Source organism: uncultured Williamsia sp., from assembly GCF_947494875.1.
GTDB lineage: Bacteria > Actinomycetota > Actinomycetes > Mycobacteriales > Mycobacteriaceae > Williamsia_A.
On the sequence record NZ_CANLWM010000008.1, the window covers coordinates 52,235 to 72,141 of the forward strand.

Below are 19,907 nucleotides of genomic sequence, written 5' to 3' on the forward strand. Positions count from 1 at the left end.
GAACAGCGTGCAACCACCGGGCGTGCGAGTCAAGAGGAACGCGCAGGTCGATGCGTGGAGATTCCGTACAGACGGCTCAGAAGTCGGCGAAGTCCGCGACCAGCCACTGACCGTTCACCCGTTGCATGGCCACCTGGTAGCGCTTCGTGCCGCTGCCGGAAGCCTGCTGTCCCTCGGTCTGGCTGAGGATGAGGTTCACCACGAGCGTCGCGGAATCGCCCTGGATCGAGCGGACACCGACGGTGTCGACCCGGCAGTCGACCCCGCCTTCGGTGAGACCCGTCTGCCCGAGCGCGTCGCGGACGGCGCCCGCGTACTGGGTGAAGCGGGCGGACGCCTGACCTGTGACGTTGGCCTTCGCCGTGCGCTCCCAGTCGTCGAGCTTGGCGTAGTTGACCGCGAACACCGAGCAGATCCGCGACTTCGCCTGCGCAGCGACCTGGCTGGTCAGCGACGGGTCGACGAAGGCCTGGTTGTCGGAGAGGTCCACACCCGGCTTCGCTGCGGCGACACCGGCGACCACGCCGATGACCACGGCGATCGCGGCGAGGACCCCGACCGTCCGCCAGCCGAGGAACCGACGGCGACGCGACGGCCGGGTCGCGCTGTCGGTGACGGTGGCCGACGGACGCTTCGGCGCGGGCCGTGTCGACTGCGGCTTGATGGTCGAGACCTTCACCGCGGGTCGCGACTTGCCGCGAGGGGCCGCCGGCGGCGTCGGTGCCTTGCCCAGGTCGACGGGCGACGCGGTGGCGTCCGCGTCGTCGCCTGCGGTCTCGGCTGCCTTCTCGGGAGTCGGGTCCGGGGTCGGCGTCGCCGTGGGGGCGGGTTCGGTCACCTCCGGTGTCGTCGACTCCGACGTGGTGGTCGCGTCGTCGTCACCGGGCCGCGAGGTGGGGCGATCCGGTGAGGTGGGACGGGTCACCGGACGTCCGGCGACGCGGGGGCGACGGTTGCCGCGCGGTCCGCGGGGCGTGGTCATCAGTTCCCTCCGGGGGCGGGCGCGGAGCTCGCGGGGGCGGCGGACGGGGCCGCGCCTCCCGTCTGGCCGGCGTCGGTCGAGTCGATGGCGACGGAGTCGAGCGGTTGGATGTTGCTCGCCTTCCAGACACCGCCGTCCTTGGTCACCGCGACCTGGAAGCCCATCGTCTGCGACGACGACGCCTGGTTCGGTCGCGACGACGTCACGTTGAGGAACACCAGCGTGGTCGCATCGCTGTTGTCGTCGTCGAGGGAGACGACGGCGCTGCGCTGCAGCTTGGCGGTCAGGGTCGCCGCGTTCGCCGGGTCGCCGGCCTGCTTCTGCAGTTCGCCGAGGCCGGTGCTGCCGAGCAGCTGGGTGCGGGCGTTGCCGGTCACCGAGTTCTGCAGGCGCTTCTGGTACTCGTCGCCGTTCTTCAGGTCGATGTTGAGGATGTTCAGCATCGCCTGCTCCGCGCCGCCGAGGGCGTCGTCGCGGGCGGTCTGGACGGAGACCTTGTTCTCGGCGTCGTCGTACCAGCGGTAGCCGTAGATGCCGGCGAACACGATCGCCGCGATCAGCCCGGCCACGACGACCACACCGGCGACCGGCAGGGCCGCGGTGCGTGCGACGCGTCGTGCGCGGTCGGCCTTCGACATCGCGTCCGCCGATTCGCCCGCGCCGGGCGGGGTGGCGGCGGGCGTCGCCGGGGTCGTCTCGGCGGTGGGAGTCGACGTCGACTCCGTGGCCGTGGGGGCGTCGGAGTCCTCGGAGGCCGGGGGTTCCGTCGCGGGATCCGTGGGGTCGGGAGTGTTCATCGCCTCGTCACTGTAGTCATGGACTCTGAGAGCTCCCCCACACCGCCGGACACACGACAGCCGCGCACCGACAGAGCGGTGCGCGGCCGGCGAGGTCAGCGCGGGGTGACGCCCAGGAGGGCACCCAGCTGGGTGGCGATGGGGTTCAGGTCCAGCTTGTCCGGATCCTTCTTGGGGATGTTGTCCCAGGGCTGCGTGGTGTACGGATCGGCGTAGACGGCGTTCTGCGCACCACGGACCCCGATCGGGCTGCCCTGCGGCAACGAACACTTCGCGTTCGTGTTGAACGGGAAGTCGTCGTAGTTGATGTCGAAGTTCGGGTTCTTCCGCTTCTCCTCGGCGATGATCTGCTGCGTTCCCTCGTACCCGAACGTGCACGACGGCGGGTTGTTGGTCTCGAGCGTGGCACCGAAGTGGATCGTCCCGTCGCCGGGCGCCGGGGTGTAGCTCGCCGACGACACCGCCGACAGCAACGCCAGGGCCGGTGAGACCCCCGAGTACGTCCCCTTCACGTTCCGGACGTCGAGAGCGAGGTTGCGGACGGCGGTGGTGATGTCGCCCCCGCTCCGCTCGAGCAACGCCGACAGCTGCGACGCCGACGTCTGACCCGTGGTGAGCAGTCGACGCAGATCGGGGTCGCTGGTCGCGAGCTGCGCGGTGATGAGCCCGAGGTTCTGCGACCAGTTGAGGATCTCGTCCGACTGCGCCGCCTGGGTGGTGAGCACCGTGTCGGAGTTGCGGATGAGCGAGATCGTCTGCGGCAGGTTGTCGTTGCCCGACTTCGACAGGTTCGCCAGCGAGTCGACCAGCGTGCGCAGGTTCTCGCCGTTGTTGTCGAACGCCTTGCCCAGCTCGGTGACGACGGTCCGCAGGTCGTTCAGCGGCACCGACCCGGTGAAGTCGACCGCGGACTGGATGACGTCCTGCACCGGCACCGGGATGGAGGTGTTGGTGATGACCGACCCCTCCTTGAGGTACGGCCCACCCGTCGACGACGGACGCAGGTCGACGTACTGCTCACCGATCGCCGAGCGGTTGGCCACGACGGCCTGTGCGGTCGCCGGGATCTTCGAGTCACCGGAGTTCATCGTCAGGTTCACCCGCACGCCGTCGGGTCGCAGCTGCAGCGAGCCGACGCGACCGACCGGGGTGCCGAGGTAGGTGACCTCGGCGTTGGTGAAGATGCCACCCGAGTCGGGGAAGTCCGCGTGGACGGTGTACGTCCCGATGCCGAACAGCTTGTCCAGGCGGGCATACGTGGCACCCACGTAGGCGACGGCGACGATGGCGATGACCGCGAACACGATCAGCTGCCACTTCGCGATCTTCGGGATCACTTGACCGCCCCCGTCGCTCCGGGCTTGAGCATGGCCGCCGGCGCGGTCAGCGCCGTCTGACCCTGCTTGGGCGAGGGAAGCAGGCTGTACTGTCCGCCCGACGGCGGGGTGTTCGGCCCCGGCCGCGAGTTGAGCAGCGGCAGCAGCGTGATCGTCGGGAACCCGAGACGCGGCCCGTTGCCGTTGTAATACGGGTTGCGCGGGTCGATCTTCGGCGGCGGACCACCCCCGACCGGCTGGTACCGCGGTGCGGGCTGACCCACACCGAGCGCCTCGAGCTGGTTCAGCAGCCGCAGGTCGACCGAGAGGAACAGGTTGGTCGAGTCACCGCGGACACCCGGCAGCAGGTTGTCGGGGAACGGGTAGGTGAACAACAGCGGCGCCGCGGTGATGAGGTCCGGTGCGGCCCCGGCGAGCGCCGACAACGTCGGGCGCAGCGCACGGAGATCGGTGATGATCTCCTCCCGGGCGCGGCCCAGGATGTCCACACCGACCTGACCGAGCGAGTCGAGCTTCTGCAGCAGCGTCACGAACTGCGGACGCTGGTCCTCGAGCACCTTCACACCGGCGGGGAGCTGGTTGAGGATGCGGTCGATCTGCTGGGTCTGCTGCGACGTCCGGTCCGACAGTGTCGCGAGACCGTCGATGGCCCGCGTGATGTCGTTCTTCTGGTCGTCGAGCGAGGAGATCAGACGCTGCGTCTGGTTGAGCAGCGACTTGACCGTTCCCTCGCGGCCGTCGAACGCCTTGTTCAGCTCTTGGATGATCGGCGTGATCTGGGCGATCCCACCGCCGTTCAACAGCATCGACAACGCACCGAGGACCTGCTCGATCGTCGTCGCCGTCCGTGTGCGGTCGGTGGGGATGGCCACGTTCTCCGGCTGCCGCGGTGCGCCGGCATTCGACTGCGGGTCCACCAGCGCGACGAACTTCTCACCGAGGAGGTTGGTCTGCTCGACGTTGGCCTGCGCCTTGTCCGACAGGTCGATCTTGTTCTTGACCTCTACCTCGACCTGCGCCGACCACTGGTCCGGCGCGATCTCAATCTTCGTGACCTTGCCGACGTTGACGCCGTCGAGCTTGACCGCCGACTGGGGCACGAGATCGAGCACGTCGTCGAACTGGATCTTGTACGTCCGCGGGTTGTCGCCGGTGTCCGCACCACCGGGCAGCGGCACCGAGTAGATGCCCCCGGAGCACGCGGTCATCAGCATCGCGGCCGCCAGTGTCACGGCACCGGCCGCGACGGCGCGGACGCCCCGCGCACCGGACGGTCGTCTCATCGAGAGCCCCTTCATGACGGACCGTTCGAGAGCCCCGGTGCGGGCGTGCCCGGGACGGTGCCCGGCACGGCGCCACGACGCTGCTGGTTGTCGGTGCTGAGGATGCCGAACGGCAGGTTCAGCGTCGGCGTCTTGATGCCCTCGTCGATCTGCGACGTGATGTTCGCGCACTGGTTGAGGATCGGCCGCAACGTGTTGCTGAACTGCCGGAACGCCGGGTCGCCGGGCTTGAGCTGGCCGAGGTCGAGCAGCTTGCAGCTCGTGCCGGCCAGGCTCTGCAACTCGGGCAGCACCACGCGCAGGTCGAGGGTGCCCGACTCCGCGTTGTAGGCGTTGACCAGGTTGCTCAGCGTGACGGGGAGAACGGTGAGGATCTCCTTCTGGAAGTTCGTCGTGTCGGCCAGGGTCTGCGTGGTGGGCAGCAGCTCGCGGATCCGGTCACCGAGGGCGATCCGGTTGTCCTGCACGAACGTGGCCACGTCGCCGAGGGCGATGGACAGCTTGTTCAGGGCCTCGCCGAGCTGTTGACGCTCGCCGGCCAGGAACTGGGAGAACGACGACAGCTGGGTGTTGAACTGCCGCACCTGGGCGTCGTTGTCGGCCAGCGCGCCGACGAAGACGTCGAGGTTCTTCACCGTGTCGACGAGATTCCCGCGCGAGTCCGACAGCGTCTGCGTTGCGGCGGACAACTTCTCGATGGTCTGGCCGAGCTTGTCACCGTTGCCGCTGAGGTTCTTCGCGCCGGTGGTGATCAGGTCGCTCAGCGCGCCCTGGCGGTTGGCGCCCTCCGGACCGAGTGACTTCGACAGCTTCTCCACGCTCGAGTAGAGCTGGTCGACCTCGACCGGGACCATCGTCTGGTTCAGGCTGAGCGTGATGTCCTTGCCGGCCTTGCGGTCGCCCTGGTGGTAGACGGGCGTCAGCTGGATGTAGCGGTCGGCGACGACGGACGGGGTGATCTGCACGGCCCGCACGTCGGCCGGCAACGGATATCCGGAATCGACGCTGAACTCGATCTTCACCTGGTCGCCCTGCGGCTCCACGGAGTCGACCGAGCCGGCCTTGACGCCCATGATGCGGACGTCGGTGCCCTCGTAGATGCCCACACTGCTCTTGAAGTACGCGGTGACGTGCGTCTTCGAGATGGACGTGAACACCCACCAGAGGACGCCGGCCACGATCAACGCCGCGATGACCGTGACGACGAGGACCGCGATGTGGCGCGGGGTGAACCACCGACCGGGACCGGAGGTGTCCCGGAGGTCGTTGGCGGACTGGTCGGACATCATCCGGTCGCCTCCGTTCCGCCGTTGTTGAGCAGCCGGTACTTGTTCGGCGGCCGCGTCGTGTTCTGCGCCGGCAGGCCGGGCGGCAGAAGGTTCTTGATCACCGAGTCGAACCAGCGGCCGTTGCCGAGCACGTTGGCGTAGAGCCGGTAGAAGGGTGCGAGGTAGGTGATGGAGTCGCGCAGATTCTTGTCCTGGCGCTGCAGGAGGTCGGTGACACCCTTCAGCGACTCCAGCGCCGGCCCGATCTGCTGCTCGTTGTCGCGGACGATGCCGGTCAACGTGACCGACAGCGTCGTCGTCGACTGCAGCAGCCGACTGATGTCCTGCTGACGGTTGTTCAACTCGTCGAGCAGGTCACCGGCACCGGCGATGAGCCGGGTGAACTCGCGGTTGCGGTCGGCCAGGATCTTGCTGGTGCCCTTCGTCGCCTCGAGGAGTCGACGGACCTCCTGGTCACGCGAGGCGATGGTCTGCGACAACCGGCTCAGCCCGTCGAGTGAGTTGCCGATCTCGCTCGGTGTCCCCGCGAACGCCGACGACAACGTCCGGAAGCTCGTGGCGAGCTGGTCGGTGTCGACGTTCGTGATCTGCCGCGACGCGTCCTGGAACGCCTCGATCACGTCGTAGGGGGAGGTGGTCGCGGTGATGACCTTCTTCGGGTCGGCCAGCTTGTCGCCGCGGGGGTCGATCTGCAGGAACTTCTGCCCCAGGATCGTCTTGATCTGGATCGACGCGGTGGTCTGGTCCCCGACCCAGGTGTTGTTGACCTGGAACGCGATCCGCACCTTGTCGCCGTGGATCTTCACGGACTGGATCTTGCCCACCTTCACGCCGGCCACACGGACCTCGGCGTTGGCCTTGATGCCCGCGCCTTCGGTGAAGTCGGCCTGATAGACCGTGCCCGCACCGACCAGCGGGAGGCTGCCGAGGAAGAACGCCGACAGCGTCACCATGATGAGCAGGAGCAGGCCGAGACCACCGACGGTGATCGGGCTGCGACGAGGGGCGTCGGGACGACGGTTCTCGTTCTTGGGTGCCATGTCTGCCTCCTTCCCTAGCTCGGTGGCTTGTCGTCGGCCCAGCATCGCGTCGCGACGTTGGTGTACAGGACGTGGTTGATGTCGGGCAGCGGGATGAGCGGCTGGCTCAGCAGCGTGCTCTTGCCGTTGCCGGCGACGATGTCGATGCCGCACAGATAGAACTGGAACCAGGAGCCGAAGGTGGCGGCCCGGCCGATCTTCTGCGCCTTGATCGGCAGCGTCTCGAGCGTCTTCTCCACCTCACCGCGGCGGTCGGTGATGATCTTCGACAGGTCGTTGATCGACGCGATGCTGCCCTGCAGGGCCGGGCGGGTCGGCGTCAGGATCGAACTGGTCACCGCGGTCAGGTTCGCGACCGAGGTGATCGCCGACCCGACCGAGTTCCGCTGCGCGGCGAGCCCGGTGACGAACTTCTCGGTCGTCGTGAGCAGGTCCGTCAGCTGATCGTCGTTGCGGTTGACCGTGTCGAGCACCTTGGTCAGGTTGGTGATCAGGTCACCGATCACCTGGTCCTTGTCGGCGATCGTGTTGGTCAGGTCCGCGGTGTCGGAGACGAGCTGGGTGATGGTGCCGCCCTCGCCCTGGAAGACCTTGATGATCTCCTCCGACAGCTTGTTCACGTCGTCGGCGCTGAGTTCCTGGAAGAGCGGCCGGAAACCGTTGAACAGGTCGGTCAGGTTCACCGCGGGGTGCGTGTTCGCCTGGCTGATAGTCGTGCCCGTGCCGATGGTCTGGGTCGGGTCGCCGGGGCCCTTCTCCAGGGCCAGGTAGCGGACGCCGGTCAGGGTGCGGAACCGGATGTAGAGCTGCACGCCGTCGGGCAGGCGCCCACGGTTGATCGAGAAGTCGACCTTGGCGAGGGTGTGGTCGTGCACCTGCACCGACTGCACCGTCCCGACGCGGACGCCGGCGATGCGGACGTCGTCGCCGGGGTTGAGCAGCGCGGCGTCGGTGAAGATCGCCGAGAACTTGTTGTCACCCGACGTGCCGGAGTTGGCGATCGTCAGACCCAGCGCACCGGTCGCGAGAACGGTGACGACAGCGAAGATCACGAGCCGGATGAGCGGCCCGAGGAACCCACCTCTCATTTGACCGTCACCTGCGCTCCCTGCAGTCCGGGGGCGACGATCTGCGCGATCCAGCCGGGGACGTCAGAGGGGTCGGTGCCGGCCTCGGCGGCCATGATCGCCTTGAGGGCGACCTTGTTCTGCGGGTCGTCGTAGACGCTCGGCGCTATGGTGCCGGCCGGGGTGGTCGAGAAGTCCGGGATCGGCAACTGGGTGACCTGCCTCGGGCCGGGGTTCCGCGACGGCGGCTGGTACGAACCGTCGTTGATCGAGCCGCCCGGGTACTGCGGGAAGGGACGTCCCTGCTCGTAGTGCTTCGGGTAGCACCGCGGCCCGCGGTCGTCGAGCAGACGGGGCTCGTCCTGGTTCGGCAGATACCGACCCTTCGGGTTGGAGAACGTCAGGGTGACGCGCACACCGGGGTTCTTCGTGCCCTTGCCGACGATGTTGTTGACCTCCGGGATCAGACCGGCGAAGTTCTTGAACGTGCACCCGAACGCCGGGGACTGCGTGGCCAGTGCGGTGAGCAGCGGCTCGGACTCGATCGACAGGTCCAGCAGGTCCCGACGGTTGGTGGTCAGGAAGTCGGTGGTCTCCACCGTCGCCTTCTGCACCGTCGAGATGAAGGCCCGCAGATCACCCTGCTTCTCCACCAGCGTGTTCGAGGTGGTGCGCAACGTGTCGAGCGCGTCGATCACGTCGGGGAGGGCCTGCGAATAGGTCTGCGAGAACGTCGCGAGGCCGCGGATGGTGCCCTGCAGCTCCGGCATGTTCGCGTTGATCTGGGAGAAGATGTTGTTGAGCTCGTCGAACGTCGCGCCGAGGCGATCGCCGTTGCCCTGCAACGCCTTCGACAGCGAGCCGAGCGTGACCGACAGGTCCTGCGGCGGGATCGCGTCGAGGACGGGCAGCAGCCTGTCGAACAGGGTCTGCAGCTCGAGGGCGTTGCCGCTGGAGTCGGTGCGGATGGTGTCGCCGTTCTCCAGCGTCTTGTTCTCCGCGTCCTGCGGGAGCTGCAGCGACACGTACCGCTCGCCGAACAGCGTCTTCGGCAGGATGCGGGCCGTGGTGTTGGCGGGCAGCATCTTCGCCTTGTCGGGCTCGAGGCCCAGCACCACCGTGACGCGACCGTTGTCGGAGGCCTTGACGTTGCGGACCTGACCGACGATCAGACCGCGGACCTTCACGTCGGCGTTCGGCGGCAGGTTGTTGCCCGCCGAGTCCGTCGTGAGGTCGACGTCGGTGAAGCTCGTGAACGTCTCGTTGAACTTCAGGATCGTGCCGCCGACGAACAACGCGACGACGACGAAGAACACGAGACCGAGCAGACGGATACGCACTTTCCCGCCCATGTCAGCCCGCCACCCTCACCGACGTGCTGGTGCCCCAGATGGCGAGGCCCAGGAAGAAGTCGAGCACGGCCAGCAGCACGAGTGCCGCACGGACGGCACGTCCGACTGCCACGCCGACGCCCGCGGGGCCGCCGGAGGCGTAGTAGCCGTAGTAGCAGTGCACCAGGATGATGACGAACGCGAATATGAGGACCTTGCCGAAGGACCACAACACGTCGACCGGTGGCAGGAACAGGTTGAAGTAGTGGTCGTACGACCCCGTCGACTGTCCGTTGAAGACGGTCGTCACGGTTCTCGTCGCCAGGTAGGACGCCAACAACCCGAGGACGTAGAGCGGGATGACGGCGATGAAGCCGGCGAGCACGCGGGTGGTCACCAGGAACGGCACCGACGGGACCGCCATGACCTCGAGGGCGTCGATCTCCTCCGAGATGCGCATCGCGCCGAGCTGCGCGGTGAAGCCGCAGCCGACGGTCGCCGAGAGGGCGAGCCCCGCGACCAGCGGCGCCACCTCACGCGTGTTGACGTAGGCGGAGAGGAACCCGGTGAGGGCCTGCGAACCGATCTGGTCGAGTGCGGCGTAGCCCTGCAGGCCGACGACGACACCGGTGAAGCCGGTGAGCAGCACCATGACGCCGATCGTGCCGCCGATGACGGCGAGGCCGCCCGCACCGAAGGCGACCTCGGCGAGGAGACGGAGCATCTCCTTCGGGTAGTGGGTGATGGTGCGCGGCGCCCAGCCCACGGCGCGGCCGTAGAAGGACATCTGCTCGCCGGCGCCGTCGAGCACCTTCAGTGGTGCGTTGGCGCCCTGGCGGAGGCGGTAGTTGAGCAGGTCTGCCCTGCTCTTGGCGATGGTCATCGTCGATCCCCTCTACGAGCCCCGAGGAGGGACGATCTGCAGGTACACGGCGGTGAGGATCAGGTTGGCGAAGAACAGGAGCAGGAAGGTGATGACCACGCTCTGGTTCACCGCCTCGCCGACACCCTTCGGGCCGGACGCGGGGTTGAGGCCCTTGTAGGAGGCGACCACACCGGCGAGGAGACCGAAGATCGCGGCCTTGACCTCGGCGATGTACAGGTCGGGCAGCTGCGCCAGCGTCGAGAACGACGCGAGGTAGGCGCCGGGCGTACCGCCCTGGACGATCACGTTGAAGAAGTAGCCGCCTCCGATGCCGACGACACAGACCAGGCCGTTGAGCAGGACGGCGACGAGCACCATGCCGAGGACGCGCGGAACGACGAGGCGCTGCACCGGGTTGATGCCGAGCACCCGCATCGCGTCGATCTCCTCGCGAATCGTCCGCGAACCGAGGTCGGCGGCGACGGCCGAGCCGGCCGCACCCGCGACGAGGAGCGTCGTGATGACAGGGGCGGCCTGCTGCACCACCACCAGCACGCTGGTGGCACCGGTGAACGACTCGGCGCCGAGCTGACGGATCAGCGAACTGGTCTGCAACGAGACGACGGCACCGAACGGGATCGCGATCAACGCGGTCGGCAGGATCGTCACGCTGGCGATGAACCACGCCTGTTGGACGAACTCACGCAGCTGGAACGGGCGGACGAAGATGTTCCGGATGACGTCGGCGAACAGCTGGACGATGTTGCCCGTCTGTGTCAACGCCGCGCTACCGGCCTGGTTCACCCGTTCGACGCCACGCGTGGTGGCTGAGCTCATCGAGATGCCCTTGTCGTCGTGCTGTCGGTGGGGATGGTGCTGTGGGAGAGGGTCGTGCTGGGAGCGAAGGTCTCGCTCACGCGTTGCCGGCCCGGTACGCCGGGAACTGCTCGGTGTTCGCCTCGGACCCGGCGAACTGCTCCTGACGGTCGTCCGACCGGTTCTGGTCGCCGTTGCCGTTGCCGTTATCGGAGGTGACCCTGGCGCGTTCCTCGCGGATCTCGTCCTCGGCCTGCTGCGACTCGCGGATCGCCTTCTGGGCGCTCTCCGGCAGCTCGTGCATCATCTCCTCGACGCGCTGGCGGTGACGCTCGGCCGCCTTCCGCTCGGGCATGCCGGGGTTGGGCTGCACCTGCGGGATGATCTCGGAGAAGTCGTCCTTCGTACCGCCACCACCGATACCGGCGTCGGCGAGCTCCTGCTCCTGCGCCGCGGTCGCGTCGTCCTTCTCCTCGGACATGCCGATCGGACCGAAACGGTCACCGGAGAGGAACTGCTTGACCGCCGGCTCCTCGGAGGTGAGCAGCACCTCACGCGGCCCGAACATGACCAGTTCCTTGCGGAACAGCATGCCGATGTTGTCCGGGATGGTCCGGGCGATGTTGATGTTGTGCGTGACGATGAGGATCGTCGCGTCGATCTCGGCGTTGATGTCGATCAGCAGCTGCGAGATGTAGGCGGTGCGGACCGGGTCGAGACCGGAGTCGGGCTCGTCGCACAGGATGATCTGCGGGTCGAGCACCAGCGCGCGGGCCAGTCCGGCACGCTTGCGCATACCGCCGGAGATCTCGCCGGGGAGCTTCTCCCCCGCGTCGGCCAGTCCGACGAGGTCGAGCTTCTCCATGACGATGTCACGGATCTCGCTCTCGCCCTTCTTGGTGTGCTCGCGCAGCGGGAAGGCGGTGTTGTCGAACAGGCTCATCGACCCGAACAGTGCGCCGTCCTGGAAGAGGACACCGAAGAGCTTGCGGATCTCGTAGAGCTCCTTCGAGGAGCACTTGGTGATGTCGGTGCCGTCGACGATGACCGATCCCTGCTCGGGGTGGAGCAGACCGATGAGGGCCTTGAGGAAGACGGACTTGCCGGTACCCGACGGGCCGAGGAGGGCCGAGACCTCGCCCTCGGGGAGCGTCAGGGTGACGTCACGCCAGATGTTCTGGGAGCCGAAGGACTTGGTGAGCCCCTCGACGCTGACCTCGACACCCACTATCGGTCTCCCTCTTCTGTTCCCGCCCCGCTTGTGGTTCGAGTCACTGTAACCCACGGTTCGTGATCGCCGAACATCAACGCCCCATTTCGTGACAGTCAAGCAAAATACGGCATCTAGCTGGGAAGACGGCCCGAAATCGGACTCAGACGACAGCGAGCCCACCCCGTCGTGACGGGGTGGGCTCGCCGTTCTCGCGCAGAGAACCTACGCGTGAGTAGCTCGCGTCAGCGAGCCGACATCACTTGACCGAGACCTTGGCACCGGCCTCTTCGAGCTTGGCCTTGGCAGCCTCGGCGGCGTCCTTGTCGACCTTCTCGAGGATCGCCTTGGGGGCCGACTCGACGAGATCCTTGGCCTCCTTCAGGCCCAGGCCCGAGACGACCTCACGGACGACCTTGATGACCTGGATCTTCTTGTCGCCGGCGCCCTCGAGGACGACGTCGAACTCGTCCTGCTCGGCGGCGGCCTCGGCGGCACCGCCGGCGGCGGGCGCACCCGCGGCCGCGACGGCGACCGGAGCCGCTGCGGTGACCTCGAAGACCTCTTCGAACTTCTTCACGAAATCGCTGAGCTCCAGCAGGGTCAGTTCCTTGAACTGATCGATGAGCTCGTCGGCGCTGAGCTTCGCCATGATGGCGTCCTTCCTGTCAGACCCCGGTGGGGGTGTCGATCCCCGCGGGGACGTTTCTGTGGTGGCGGCGGATGCCGCCGGGTGTGTGGGTGTGCGGAGGGTTACTCCGCGGCTCCCGACTGCTTCTCCTGCAGGGCCGCGGCGAGACGTGCGACCTGCGCCGCGGGCTGACTGAACAGCCCGGCGGCCTTGGCGAGGTTGCCCTTCATGGCGCCGGCCATCTTGGCCAGCAGGACCTCACGCGTCTCGAGATCGGCGATCTGGTCGATCTCGGCGACGGACAGCGCGCGGCCGTCCATGTACCCGCCCTTGACGACGAGCGCCTTGTTGTCCTTGGCGAAGTTCTTGATCGCCTTCGCCGCGACGACGGGCTCGCCCTCGATGAAGGCGATCGCCGTGGGACCGACGAACAGGTCGTCGAGGCCCTCGATGCCCGCCTCACCGGCGGCACGCTTCACCAGGGTGTTCTTGGCGACGGAGTACGTCGCGCCCTCGCCGAGCGAACGACGCAGATCGGAGATCTGCTTCACCGACAGACCGCGGTACTCCGTGATGACGGTGGCCGTCGAACCCCGGAACTGCTCCGCGATCTCCGCGACCGCGGCGACCTTCTCGGACTTGGCCATGTCTCGCCTCCTCTCTGTGCATCTCGTGCCGGGCGACTCCCCGAGGGGTCCGCGGGTCCCGTGAGACGACGAACGCCCCGGACGCAGCTGTCCGGGGCGCGAGAGAGGCAGGCCGACGTGGTCGGCAGCACGGTCACACCTCGTCCACCTGCGTGGGTCGCCGGCGTGTACACCGGGCCTTCGGAACCCTCCGTGCGGAGAGATCGACCGACGGTCTCTGGTTGAACGGTCAGAGCGTGTCGCCGAGGCGACGAACGCACTGGTGTCCCAGCGTACGGGGCTGTGGGCCGGGCTTCCAAATCGTCGCCGGTGCCGCCGCGCGGCCCGCGCCGCGTGTGCGGAAAATCTCGGTCCGATAACGGGATCGGACTGCGGTCCCACTGTTGTCACGAAGCGTCCGCCCCCCTCGTCCGTGCGCAATAGGTTCGGTTACATTCGTGGAGAACGGGCCGTGACCTGCGCCACATTGCGCGGGGGTATGGGACGGCCGACGGAGTGGACCCGAGGATGCGTCCGCTGCGACCAGCATCGGCTGGGGACGCAGACGTGTGCTCGCCTCGTCTCAGCGGAGGTGTGTGCGATGTCTGTGCCAGCAGAACCCGGCGACATGCCGGCTGTGCGATCCGTCCCGACGCCCGCGTCTCGGGCGCTCCCCACCTCGCGGGCGACCACCAGTCCGCTGCCCACCCTGCCCCTCGGTGACCCGACCGGCGGCTCCGACGCGATGCGCTGGAAGCAGCTGGTCGACGGTCCGCAGCGTTACCCGAACGTCTCGATCGACCGCGACGTCGAGATCGTCATGTCCGACGGCATCACCCTGCGCGCCACCGTCATCCGTCCCGCCGACGCCATGCGGAGCGCGGTGTCCACCGCCCACCCCGCGATCATCAGCGTGAACCCCTACAACAGGGCCGCGCTCGACGCACTGGACATGGCGCTGCACAACCCCGTCTTCGGCCGCGGCCTGCGGGGGCTCGCGGGCGCCGTCGACCTCGCCGGCACCCCGCTCGCCGGGGTCACCGGCATCACCCAGACCCTGTCCGGCGGCGCGCTCGAGGTGTTCGGGATCAACCGCAGCCTCGTCCGCAGCGGCTACACGCAGGTCATCGTCGACGTCCGCGGCACCGGCACCTCGCACGGCAAGTGGCAGATCCTCGGTGCCCGGGAGCAGCAGGACTCGGTCGAGATCTGCGAGTGGGTCCGAGACCAGTCCTGGTGCGACGGCACCTTCGGGCTGGCGGGTTGGTCGTACTCGGCGATCAACTCGCTGCAGGCCGCCGACAAGCGCCCGCCCGGCCTCAAGGCGGTGTTCGCGGTCGAGGGATGCGAAGACATCGTCCGCGACATCTACATCACCGGCGGGATGCCGTCGCTGTTCATCCCCATCTGGCTCGGCGTCGTCAACGCGCTGAAGTGGGTGCCGAACCCGGCCACCGCGGCGCGGGATCTCCTCGACGGCAACACGCTGCGCTGGCTGCGGCACCGCACGGCGTCGCCGGCAACCGAGATGGGCTCCCTCGCATGGGGATTCCTCACCGGTCGTGACGACCGCATCTACGACGACCCGTATTTCGACGAGCGCGATCCCGAGGTCGAGCGGATCGACGTGCCGACCTTCCTGTTCGGCGCCTGGCACGACCTCTTCGGCCGCAGCGCGACGTCGGTGTACCAGCACCTGCGGATGGCGCCCGGCCACAAGCAGCTCGTCGTCGCCGACGGCTATCACATCGACGCCGGTGCCGGTTTCGGCGGAGCGGCGAGCCCGCCGCGCGTCGACGTGCTCGAGCGCGCATGGTTCGACCGCTGGCTCAAGGACATCGACAACGGCGTCGAGCGGTACGGACCGGTGACCCTGCAGCAGCAGGGCGGGTCGTGGACGTCGGGCGACAGCTTCCCCCGTCCCGGCGCGACGGTCCGCCGCCTCGACCTCACCGACGCGTGTTCGTCGACCGCCGACCACGCCGTGTTCGACGGCGCGCTCGGCACCGACGCACCGCGGGGTCGCCGTGCGCTCGGGGTCCGTCCCGACACCCGCGGACTCCGCTCGCGCGACATGTCCCAGGTGACCGCGGGCATCACCGCGATGCTCGGCCGCGACTACACCGTCGACTCGCGGGAGCAGGAGGCCGGCGGCCTCACGTTCACCACCACACCGGTGCGCGAGCGCACGCAGATCTCCGGATCCATGAACCTGCACCTCTACGTGCAGACGTCGGGCAACGAGGGCACCTGGGCGGTGACCGTCAACGACGTCGCCCCCGACGGCACCTCGACGGTGCTGTCGAACGGTGCGCTGACCGTCTCGAACCGCGCGTTCGACAAGTCGCGATCGGAGTACGCCGCCGACGGCACACTGCTCTCGCCGTACCACCACCTGAGCCGCCGTCGGAAGCTGCCGGTCCCCGCCGACGTGCCGGTTCCCATCGACATCGACCTCGTCCCCACCGACGCGGTGCTCGAGATCGGTCACCGGCTGCGCGTCGACGTGTACGCGTCCAGCTTCCCCCGGTACCTGACCGTCGTGCCGGATCTGATCCGCGCGCGCGGGCGGCGCCAGGAACTCGTCCTCGACGCCGCGCACCCCAGCTACCTGTCGTTCCTGGCGATCGGCGCCCCGGGCTGGTGAAGTCCGACGTCGCCCCACCACGACGGACGGTTCGGCCTCAACCGACCGGCGCGCGCGTCAGAACGGAATGCCGCTGGGGCCGCATTTCACCGGCGTCGCGTTCTCAAGGTCCAGCTCGTTCATCAACATCCGGGTCACGTTCGGGTCGGCGATCATGCCGAGGTGTCCGACGTGTTCGGCGGGGCAGATGTCCTGCACCAGGATGTTGCGGACGTTCGGTCCCGCGGGGAGGAACGCCACCGTGGGCGGAACGGCGAGTTCGTCGTAGCGACTGACGATGTTCGAGTACTCCACTCCGGGATAGGTTCTCGGGACGAGTGCCTGGAACGCAGCCGGGGACAACAGCTGCCCTGTCGCCGGGATGACCTTCGGGAGCAGAGCTCTCAGCCCCGGGATGAGGTCGACGAGGTCGATGTAGAAGGTGGGCGGGTTGTTCGCCGGAGCGAGACCGACGACGCGCCGAACGTATTCGTAGCCCTTGTCATAGCGGAGGTAGAACAGGTTGACGGTGCCCCCTTGGGAGTGCCCCACCAGGTCGACCTTCTCCGCGCCGGTCCACCCTCGGACCTTCTGGACGAATGCGGCGAGCTGGGTCGCCGACGTGGTGACCGAGTCGAGTTCGCCGACGTTCCGCGCCCCGTACAGGTAGCCGACCGTGGTCGTGTAGACACAGTATCCGCGGTTCGCCAACTCCGGCGCGATCGCCTGCCAGCTGCTGTTCTGATTGACACCGGTCCCGTGCACCAGCACGACCGGGGTCGGGTGCGTCGTCGACCGGCAGCGAGGGTTGTTGGCGCCCGGTGGCGGGACATCGGGTCGGAAGAACCCTGTCACCACCGCACGCGCGATGTCGTAGCTCACCGGATAGGTCGGGGCTGCCGCTGCCGGGCCCGCCAGGGCCACGACGAGGCAGACGGCGACGCAGGCGACCACGCCGATTCGTCGGATGCGGCGGCCTACTCGACCCGTCGTCGTTCCCCCAGCACTCGGCACGGTCTGACGTTAGCAGCGGGTTCGGGGAGACGCCGACATGGCGACACCGCTCTGGTGTGGGTCACATGTCTGCTCGCGGTCAAACTATGAGAACGCCGCTCTCGCTGAACAGCACCCGGTAGATCAGACCCGCCTCCGGACCGATGACGTCGGCGACGAGGTCGATCAGCGTCGCCGCGAAACCCGGACCGTGGGCCGGTCCCCCGCTGTCGTCGAGGTGGTGGGCCAGCTCGTGCAGCACGACGAGTTCCCGTAACGCCCACCGCCCGTCGCCGTCCTCGGGCACCGCGATCACCGCGGGTGGGCCCGCCTCGTAGTGGGCGCTCACCGGTCCCCGACGCACCCGCACCGCGACCGGCTCGACGGCGCGCGGGAACCGCTCCCGGATCGACGGCCGGGCGAGAACTCGTCCGACGTGGTCGGCCACCGAGTCCACGGACGCGAATCGCGCCTCCGGCGGGACCGTGATGGTGACACCGCCGATCCGCGTGCTGGTCCCCGGCGCCTCGAACACGAGGTGCGCCATGCGTTCCGCGGCGTACAGGGCGGCGCGACCGGCGTCGCGATCGCCGGTGGTCACGGCCGCATCAGCCCTCCCCGAGCGCCGCGCGCGGGCCGCCGAGACGCTCCTGCTCCCCGATCCGGGCGCGGCGGCCGGCACGGTCGCCCGCACGTCGCGCACCCTCCGAGTAGCCGGCCGACGCACTCGACCCCCGCCAGGTGCCGCGCGCCGTGGACTCCGAGCGATGGTAGTCGACGACCTCGATCTCTTTGTCGCGCAGCGCGATCTGCGTCGACGTCGACCGCCCCTTCTCCGCCGACTGCGCCTCGTCGCGCGCCTGGTCCCGGGCTTCCCGCAGACGCGTCCCGATCCGTTCGGCGAACGCCGACTGGAAGTTGAGCCGCGCCGTGATCGGTGACAGCGGCGTGTACTCCACCCGACGGCGCGCCCGCCACCCGTCGCGGTCGGTGACGACCTTCGCCGCCACCTCCTCCTTGTAGGCACCGGACTTCAGGTAGGCGTCGCTGGCGGTGACCATCTGCACCACCAGCGACGAGTACAGGGTCTCGGTCGCGTCGATGTCCCCCGGGAAGCCGTAGGCCATCACGAACGTCGAGTTGTGGGCCACGTCGACCTTGAGGTCGTTGGCGTGTCCGATGGCGACGAACAGCGCCACGTACGTGCGCAGTCCGCGTTTGCCCGCGGTCCCGATCGCGATCTGCCGCACGGTCGGCCCCGACGGCGCACCGGCGGGATCGTGCGCGCGGGCCACCGCGAGGTCGATCGACGCCGCGGTCGCCAGGCGTTGCGCCGCCTGCAGGAACGTCGCCGCCTCGTGCTCGTTGTCGGTGCCCTCGGCCTGCCGCAGCAGGTTCGCGATGCGGGTCAGGTTCTTGTCGTCTCGCATGTCCATTCGACTCTGTCAGACGCCGGTCGGTTCCACCGACCGGGCGGTTCGTGGATGGCCACGAACCCCGGCGTTGTCCGTTTCGCGGCATTAGGGTGGCGGCCGTGGCCACCTTCGTGCTGATACCCGGCGCCGGCTCCGACCCACGCTATTGGCGGTTCGTCGTCGACGCTCTGTCCGACCTCGGCCATCGATGCGTCGCGATCGACCTGCCCTGCGACGACGACGACGCGGGCCTCGCCGAGTACGTCGACGCCGCGGTGGCGCAGACCCCCGACGACGTCGACACGCCTGTCGTGGTCGCCCACTCGTTCGGCGGATTCACCGGCCCGCTGCTCGCCGAGCGCCTGGGCGCCTCTGCGCTCGTCTTCGCCCAGGCGATGATCCCCCGGCCCGGTGAGCGCCCGGGTGACTGGTGGCACGACACCGGCGCGGAGGCCCACCAGGCACGTGCCGCCCGGGAGGGTGGGTGGGACCTCGAGGACATCGACGGCTTGTTCTACAACGGTGTCCCCCCCGAGGTGGTGGCGACCGAGGTCGAACGCAGGCAGTCCGACACCCCGTCGGAGCTGCCCTGGCCGGGGGCCGCGCTGCCCGACGTCCCGACCCGGTTCCTGATCTTCCGCGACGACCGCTTCTTCCCCGAGTCCCTCATCCGCGAGGTCGTCGCGGACCGGTTGCCCGGCGTCGTCCCCGACGAGGTCCCGGGCGGACACATGGCGATGCTGTCGCATCCGTCGGAGATCGCCGGGTACCTCGACAGCCTGGTGAACCGGTGAGACGACGACAGCCGCGTCGGATCACGGGGATCCGACGCGGCTGTCGCGACGCTGGAGACTCAGGCCTCCCTCCGCGGAGCGGAGATCAGGCTTCCGACGCCAGTGCGTAGTTGCGGTTGATCGACGGGTCGACCGGGATGCCCGGGCCCGTCGTGGTCGAGACGGTGATCTTCTTCAGGTACCGGCCCTTCGCCGCCGACGGCTTGGCGCGCAGGATCTCGTCGAGCGCGGCGCCGTAGTTCTCGGCCAGCTTGGTCTCGTCGAACGAGGCCTTGCCGATGACGAAGTGCAGGTTGGCGGCCTTGTCGACGCGGAAGTTGATCTTGCCGCCCTTGATGTCGTTGACGGCCTTGGTGACGTCCGGCGTCACGGTGCCGGTCTTCGGGTTCGGCATCAGACCACGCGGGCCCAGGACGCGTGCGATGCGTCCGACCTTGGCCATCTGGTCCGGCGTGGCGATGGCCGCGTCGAAATCGAGCCAGCCGCCCTGGATCCGCTCGATCAGGTCCTCGGCGCCCACCTCGTCGGCACCGGCAGCGGCGGCCTCGGCGGCCTTGTCACCGACGGCGAATACGATGACGCGGGCGGTCTTGCCCGTGCCGTGCGGCAGGTTCACGGTGCCGCGGACCATCTGGTCGGCCTTGCGGGGGTCGACACCGAGACGGATCGCGACCTCGACGGTGGCGTCGTAGTTGGCCGACCCCGTCTCCTTGGCCAGCGCTGCAGCCTCCAGCGGGCTGTACAGCTTGTCGCGATCGACCTTCTCGGCCGCGGCCTGATATGCCTTGCTCTTCTTGCTCATTGC

The 19,907-nt window shown here is 68.4% G+C and carries 19 protein-coding genes; 2 read left to right on the forward strand and 17 right to left on the reverse strand.

The genetic code is table 11. From position 1 onward, the window contains the following. Positions 1-76: 76 nt before the first annotated feature. From Q1A98_RS18155 to rplJ, 13 genes are all read right to left on the reverse strand, one after another. A complete protein-coding gene (locus Q1A98_RS18155; RefSeq protein WP_299576038.1) occupies positions 77-982 on the reverse strand; it encodes a hypothetical protein in 906 nt (301 codons plus the stop codon). Further along, positions 982-1,779: a hypothetical protein gene (locus Q1A98_RS18160; RefSeq protein ID WP_299576040.1), complete on the reverse strand. Its 798-nt coding sequence runs from the start codon at positions 1,777-1,779 to the stop codon at positions 982-984. The genes Q1A98_RS18155 and Q1A98_RS18160 overlap by 1 nt, the downstream gene beginning before the upstream one ends. 95 nt (positions 1,780-1,874) lie before the next feature. Next, positions 1,875-3,116 carry an MCE family protein gene (locus tag Q1A98_RS18165; RefSeq protein ID WP_299576042.1) on the reverse strand — a complete coding sequence of 414 codons (1,242 nt, stop codon included), beginning with the start codon at positions 3,114-3,116 and terminating at the stop codon, positions 1,875-1,877. Continuing rightward, positions 3,113-4,399 (reverse strand): MCE family protein, encoded by a 1,287-nt coding sequence (locus Q1A98_RS18170; protein WP_299576044.1) that lies wholly within the window; start codon positions 4,397-4,399, stop codon positions 3,113-3,115. The genes Q1A98_RS18165 and Q1A98_RS18170 overlap by 4 nt, the downstream gene beginning before the upstream one ends. A gap of 11 nt (positions 4,400-4,410) precedes the next feature. Further along, positions 4,411-5,688: an MCE family protein gene (locus tag Q1A98_RS18175; RefSeq protein ID WP_299576046.1), complete on the reverse strand. Its 1,278-nt coding sequence runs from the start codon at positions 5,686-5,688 to the stop codon at positions 4,411-4,413. Then, on the reverse strand, positions 5,685-6,728 hold the full coding sequence (locus tag Q1A98_RS18180) for an MCE family protein (protein WP_299576049.1): 1,044 nt from the start codon (positions 6,726-6,728) through the stop codon (positions 5,685-5,687). The genes Q1A98_RS18175 and Q1A98_RS18180 overlap by 4 nt, the downstream gene beginning before the upstream one ends. Positions 6,729-6,742: 14 nt before the next feature. Beyond that, positions 6,743-7,816, reverse strand: a complete 1,074-nt coding sequence (locus Q1A98_RS18185) for an MlaD family protein (RefSeq protein ID WP_299576051.1) — start codon at positions 7,814-7,816, stop codon at positions 6,743-6,745. Beyond that, on the reverse strand, positions 7,813-9,147 hold the full coding sequence (locus Q1A98_RS18190) for an MCE family protein (RefSeq protein ID WP_299576052.1): 1,335 nt from the start codon (positions 9,145-9,147) through the stop codon (positions 7,813-7,815). The genes Q1A98_RS18185 and Q1A98_RS18190 overlap by 4 nt, the downstream gene beginning before the upstream one ends. Before the next feature lies 1 nt (position 9,148). Continuing rightward, positions 9,149-10,009: an ABC transporter permease gene (locus Q1A98_RS18195; RefSeq protein ID WP_299576054.1), complete on the reverse strand. Its 861-nt coding sequence runs from the start codon at positions 10,007-10,009 to the stop codon at positions 9,149-9,151. Positions 10,010-10,021: 12 nt separating this feature from the next. After that, positions 10,022-10,828, reverse strand: a complete 807-nt coding sequence (locus Q1A98_RS18200) for an ABC transporter permease (RefSeq protein ID WP_299576056.1) — start codon at positions 10,826-10,828, stop codon at positions 10,022-10,024. Between the two features lie 76 nt (positions 10,829-10,904). Next, entirely contained in the window at positions 10,905-12,035 is a 1,131-nt protein-coding gene (locus Q1A98_RS18205) for an ATP-binding cassette domain-containing protein (RefSeq protein ID WP_299576058.1), read from the reverse strand. A 241-nt stretch (positions 12,036-12,276) separates the two neighbouring features. Further along, positions 12,277-12,669 (reverse strand): 50S ribosomal protein L7/L12, encoded by a 393-nt coding sequence (rplL, locus tag Q1A98_RS18210; protein ID WP_299576059.1) that lies wholly within the window; start codon positions 12,667-12,669, stop codon positions 12,277-12,279. 101 nt (positions 12,670-12,770) lie between these two features. After that, positions 12,771-13,295, reverse strand: a complete 525-nt coding sequence (gene rplJ, locus Q1A98_RS18215) for a 50S ribosomal protein L10 (protein ID WP_299576061.1) — start codon at positions 13,293-13,295, stop codon at positions 12,771-12,773. Positions 13,296-13,875: 580 nt separating this feature from the next. Here rplJ and Q1A98_RS18220 point away from each other — a divergent pair. Further along, positions 13,876-15,921 carry a CocE/NonD family hydrolase gene (locus Q1A98_RS18220; protein WP_299576063.1) on the forward strand — a complete coding sequence of 682 codons (2,046 nt, stop codon included), beginning with the start codon at positions 13,876-13,878 and terminating at the stop codon, positions 15,919-15,921. Between the two features lie 57 nt (positions 15,922-15,978). Here Q1A98_RS18220 and Q1A98_RS18225 read toward each other — a convergent pair whose 3' ends face one another. The 3 genes from Q1A98_RS18225 to Q1A98_RS18235 all read right to left on the reverse strand — a co-directional run bounded on the left by Q1A98_RS18225 (position 15,979) and on the right by Q1A98_RS18235 (position 18,323). Further along, on the reverse strand, positions 15,979-16,914 hold the full coding sequence (locus Q1A98_RS18225) for an alpha/beta fold hydrolase (protein WP_299576065.1): 936 nt from the start codon (positions 16,912-16,914) through the stop codon (positions 15,979-15,981). A 79-nt stretch (positions 16,915-16,993) separates the two neighbouring features. Continuing rightward, positions 16,994-17,494 carry a TIGR04338 family metallohydrolase gene (locus Q1A98_RS18230; protein ID WP_299576067.1) on the reverse strand — a complete coding sequence of 167 codons (501 nt, stop codon included), beginning with the start codon at positions 17,492-17,494 and terminating at the stop codon, positions 16,994-16,996. A 7-nt stretch (positions 17,495-17,501) separates the two neighbouring features. Beyond that, positions 17,502-18,323, reverse strand: a complete 822-nt coding sequence (locus tag Q1A98_RS18235; protein ID WP_299576069.1) for a DUF2786 domain-containing protein — start codon at positions 18,321-18,323, stop codon at positions 17,502-17,504. Between the two features lie 104 nt (positions 18,324-18,427). On the opposite strand from Q1A98_RS18235, the gene Q1A98_RS18240 reads away from it, so the two are divergent. After that, a complete protein-coding gene (locus Q1A98_RS18240; protein WP_299576071.1) occupies positions 18,428-19,102 on the forward strand; it encodes an alpha/beta hydrolase in 675 nt (224 codons plus the stop codon). A gap of 85 nt (positions 19,103-19,187) precedes the next feature. Here Q1A98_RS18240 and rplA read toward each other — a convergent pair whose 3' ends face one another. Beyond that, a complete protein-coding gene (rplA, locus tag Q1A98_RS18245) occupies positions 19,188-19,904 on the reverse strand; it encodes a 50S ribosomal protein L1 (RefSeq protein ID WP_299576073.1) in 717 nt (238 codons plus the stop codon). Between the last annotated feature and the right edge of the window lie 3 nt (positions 19,905-19,907).